Origin of the sequence: Stenotrophomonas sp. HMWF023 (assembly GCF_003060985.1) — a bacterium.
Taxonomy (GTDB): Bacteria; Pseudomonadota; Gammaproteobacteria; order Xanthomonadales; family Xanthomonadaceae; genus Stenotrophomonas; species Stenotrophomonas lactitubi.
In genome coordinates, this window is sequence record NZ_QAIJ01000004.1 from 595 (window position 1) to 4,138 (window position 3,544).

2 protein-coding genes and 1 pseudogene are annotated in these 3,544 nt (G+C 67.6%); 2 read left to right on the top strand and 1 reads right to left on the bottom strand.

Going from position 1 to position 3,544, the window contains the following annotated elements:
- Positions 1-168: 168 nt before the first annotated feature.
- Positions 169-576, bottom strand: a complete 408-nt coding sequence (locus tag DBR20_RS00050) for a biopolymer transporter ExbD (RefSeq protein ID WP_108264743.1) — start codon at positions 574-576, stop codon at positions 169-171.
- Between the two features lie 151 nt (positions 577-727).
- Here DBR20_RS00050 and DBR20_RS00055 point away from each other — a divergent pair, with 151 nt between their 5' ends.
- Together DBR20_RS00055 and cca are read left to right on the top strand one after the other, a co-directional pair.
- On the top strand, positions 728-2,713 hold the full coding sequence (locus DBR20_RS00055) for a transglycosylase SLT domain-containing protein (RefSeq protein ID WP_108264744.1): 1,986 nt from the start codon (positions 728-730) through the stop codon (positions 2,711-2,713).
- A gap of 94 nt (positions 2,714-2,807) precedes the next feature.
- Positions 2,808-3,544: pseudogene (gene cca / locus DBR20_RS00060) on the top strand (multifunctional CCA tRNA nucleotidyl transferase/2'3'-cyclic phosphodiesterase/2'nucleotidase/phosphatase); the annotation flags it as partial.

Consider the following 3,544-nt stretch of genomic DNA (forward strand, 5'->3'; position numbering starts at 1 on the left):
GATCGCGGCGTGATGCCCGACACTATTTCACGCAGATTTGACGATTCTGAAAGCAGATAACGTCATTTCGCTGCGTATTCACCGAAGGCCGCGCTCGCTATCGGCATCTTTGTAAGCGCCCCTGCGCGAGTGCGGCCCTCCATCAGGAAGGCCGCACCGGTGACTCGCTCACTGCACGAACGCGATGCGTTCCATGCCGGTGGCCTCAGCGGCGGCCAGGATCTTGGCCATGCCGTCGTACTTGGCCGACGGATCGGTGCTGATGCGCAGCTCCGGCAGGTTGCCGGCATGCTGGCTGGCCTGCGCCTGCAGGCGCGACTGCAGATCGCCGATGGCCATCGGCTGCCCGTCCCAGCTCAACTGGCTGGACGCATCCAGGCGCAGCTCGATCGGCGGCGGTGGCTCGGGGCGATCAACCACGCGATCGGTGGCCTGCGGCAGCTGCACGTTGATCGGCCGCGACAACATCGGCGCGGTCACGATGAAGATGATCAACAACACCAGCATCACATCCACCAGTGGCGTGACGTTGATGTCCGCCAGCGGGCCGCTTCTTCCTGCGCTACTGAATGCCATGTGCCGCTCCCTGCAGCAGGGCCGGTCGCCCCAGCCCAAACCTACGCTGGGCAGCTGCCCTCGCGGCAGTGCGGATCACAACTTCATTCAGCTGTCGTTGCCCTCTCCAGCCGTGTACACAGCGCGAAACTGAATTCAGCCACCGCCCGCTATGCTGGTCGCCATGACCCGACGATCTTCGACCGCCCTGTCCCTGCTCCCGCTGACCACCACGCTGCTGATCGGCTGCGCGAGTGCCCAGTCCCTCGATGCCCAGAACGCCCAGTTGAAGGCCGCCATCGCGGCCGCCGAACGTGGCCAGTTCGATCCCGGCCAGGCCGCCGCGCTCAGCCGCCATCCAGCGTATGGCTGGCTGGAGTTCGCCAACCTGCGGCGCAACATCGACACCGTGGATACGGCGCAGGCGCAGGCCTTCCTCAAGCGCTACCAGGGCCAGGCCGTGGCCAACAGCTTCCGCAGCGCTTGGCTGCCCTCTGTAGCGCGCCGCCAGGACTGGCCGACGCTGCTGGCCAACTGGGTGCCGACCGACAACCTCGGCCTGCGCTGTGCGCAGCTGACAGCGCGGCAGGCCACCGGCAAGGTGGACCCGCAGTGGATTGGCGAGGCACAGGATCTGTGGCGCAAGAACGGCAAGTCACTGCCTGATGCCTGCGACGCCGTGTTCGCCGTGCTGCAGGCGCAGGGTGGCATGAGCGATGCACTGCGCTGGGAGCGTATCGATGCCGCTGCCGATGCACAGCAGCCGGCGGTGATGCGTTCGGCCGCCCGCGGCCTGCCGGCCAGTGATCTTGCACAGGCCACCACCTACGCCGCGTTCGTCGACAAACCCAATGCCAGTGCCCTGAACTGGCCGCGCAACGAGCGCAGCCGGCGTATCGCCACCGATGGCCTGGCCAAGCTGGCCAAGGCCGACCCGGACGCCACCGAACAGCAGCTGCCGCAGTACGCGCAGGCGTTGGGCCTGAGCGCCGAACAGCAGGGCCAGGTGCGGTACCAGATCGCCCTGTGGACGGTGGCGTCCTACCTGCCCGACTCTGCCCGCCGCTTGAATGCCGTGCCCGATGCGGCCTACGACGAACGCCTGCACGAATGGCGTGCACGCGAAGCGATGTCGCGCGGCGATTGGCCGGCGACGTTGGCAGCGATCCGCAAGATGGGCCCAACCCAGCGCAACGATTCGCGCTGGCGCTATTTCGAAGGCCGTATGCTGGAAAAGACCGGCCAGGCACAGCAGGCACAGCCGCTGTTCCGCGAAGCTGCACGTGCGCCGACCTTCCATGGTTTCCTGGCGGCGGACAAGGTGCAGCAGCCCTACACCCTGTGCCCGTGGAAGCCCAACGACAGCGCGCAGGCGCAGGCCGTGGTGGCCCGCGATCCGGCCATCCAGCGCGCGATGGCGCTGTACCAGATCGACCGCGCCGGCTGGGCGGTGGCCGAATGGAACAACGCACTGTCGCGCTTCGATGACACCCAGCGTCGCCTCGCGGTGCGCGTGGCGCAGGACAACGGCTGGTTCGACCGCGCAGTGTTCTCGCTCGGCAAGCAGAAGCAGGAGCAGCGCCTGTACGACCTGCGCTTCCCGCTGCACCACGACGCCACGATCCGCCGCGAGTCGGCGCGCAATGCGCTGGACCCTGCCTGGGTGGCCGCTGAGATCCGTGCGGAAAGCGTGTTCAGCCCGCGCGCGCGTTCGCCTGCCAACGCCATGGGCCTGATGCAGGTGCTGCCGGCGACCGGTGCCGGCGTGGCCAAGTCCATCGGCCTGACCGGCTACGGCGGCGCTGACAGCCTGTACGACCCGGACACCAACATCGCCATCGGTACCGCGTACCTGCGGCAGTTGATGAACAAGTACGAGGGCCTGCCCTACGTGACCATCGCCGCCTACAACGCTGGCCCGACGCCGACTGCACGCTGGCAGACCCAGCGCCCGGGCTTCGATCCGGACCTGTGGATCGAGACCATCAGCTACAAGGAAACGCGCGAGTACGTTGCCCGCGTGCTGGCCTTCAGCGTGATCTACGACTGGCGCCTCAATGGCGACGCATTGCCGCTGAGCGACCGCCTGATGGGCCGCCTGGTGGACAAGCGCAAGGCCTTCACCTGCGCCGCCAACGCCGACCAGGGCGGCGACTGATCGACCGGTGACGGTAGCGCCGGGCCATGCCCGGCGGACGCCGCGATGTATCCCGCCGGGCATGGCCCGGCGCTACCGTGCCATCATCCCCCACATGAAGATCTATCTTGTCGGCGGCGCCGTGCGCGACCGCCTGCTGCAGCGCCCTGCCGGCGACCGTGACTGGGTCGTCGTCGGCGCCACGCCCGCGCAGATGGAAGCGCAGGGCTTTACCGCCGTGGGCCGCGATTTCCCCGTCTTCCTGCACCCGAAGACCGGCGAGGAATATGCGCTGGCGCGCACCGAACGCAAATCCGGCCGCGGCTACCGCGGCTTCGTGGTCGATGCCGATCCAGCGGTGACGCTGGAAGAAGACCTGCAGCGCCGCGACTTCACCATCAACGCCATCGCCTGCGATGAAGACAGCGGCGTGCTCGTCGACCCCTATGGCGGCGCGCGTGACATCGAGCAGCGCGTGCTGCGCCATGTCGGTCCCGCCTTCGTTGAAGACCCGCTACGCGTGCTGCGTGCGGCGCGCTTCATGGCCCGCTTCGCCTCGCTCGGCTTCACCGTCGCGCCGGAAACCATGGAACTGATGCGCGAGATTGCCGCCAGTGGCGAGCTCGACGCGCTGGTGCCGGAACGTGTGTGGCAGGAACTGCGCAAGGCACTGGTGTGCGAACGCCCGTCCGCGTTCCTGCGCACCCTGCACGACGCGCACGCGCTGGGCCCGATATTGCCGGAGCTGGAAGCGTTGTACGGCGTGCCGCAGCGAGCGGAATTCCATCCGGAAGTCGATACCGGCATCCACCAGGAAATGGTCAGTGATATGGCTGCGAAACTCGCGCCCGG

Coding starts and splice junctions, on each gene's coding strand:
- DBR20_RS00055 (WP_108264744.1), top strand. CDS start 728: ATGCTGGTCGCCATGACCCGACGATCTTCGACCGCCCTGTCCCTGCTC.
- DBR20_RS00050 (WP_108264743.1), bottom strand. CDS start 576: ATGGCATTCAGTAGCGCAGGAAGAAGCGGCCCGCTGGCGGACATCAAC.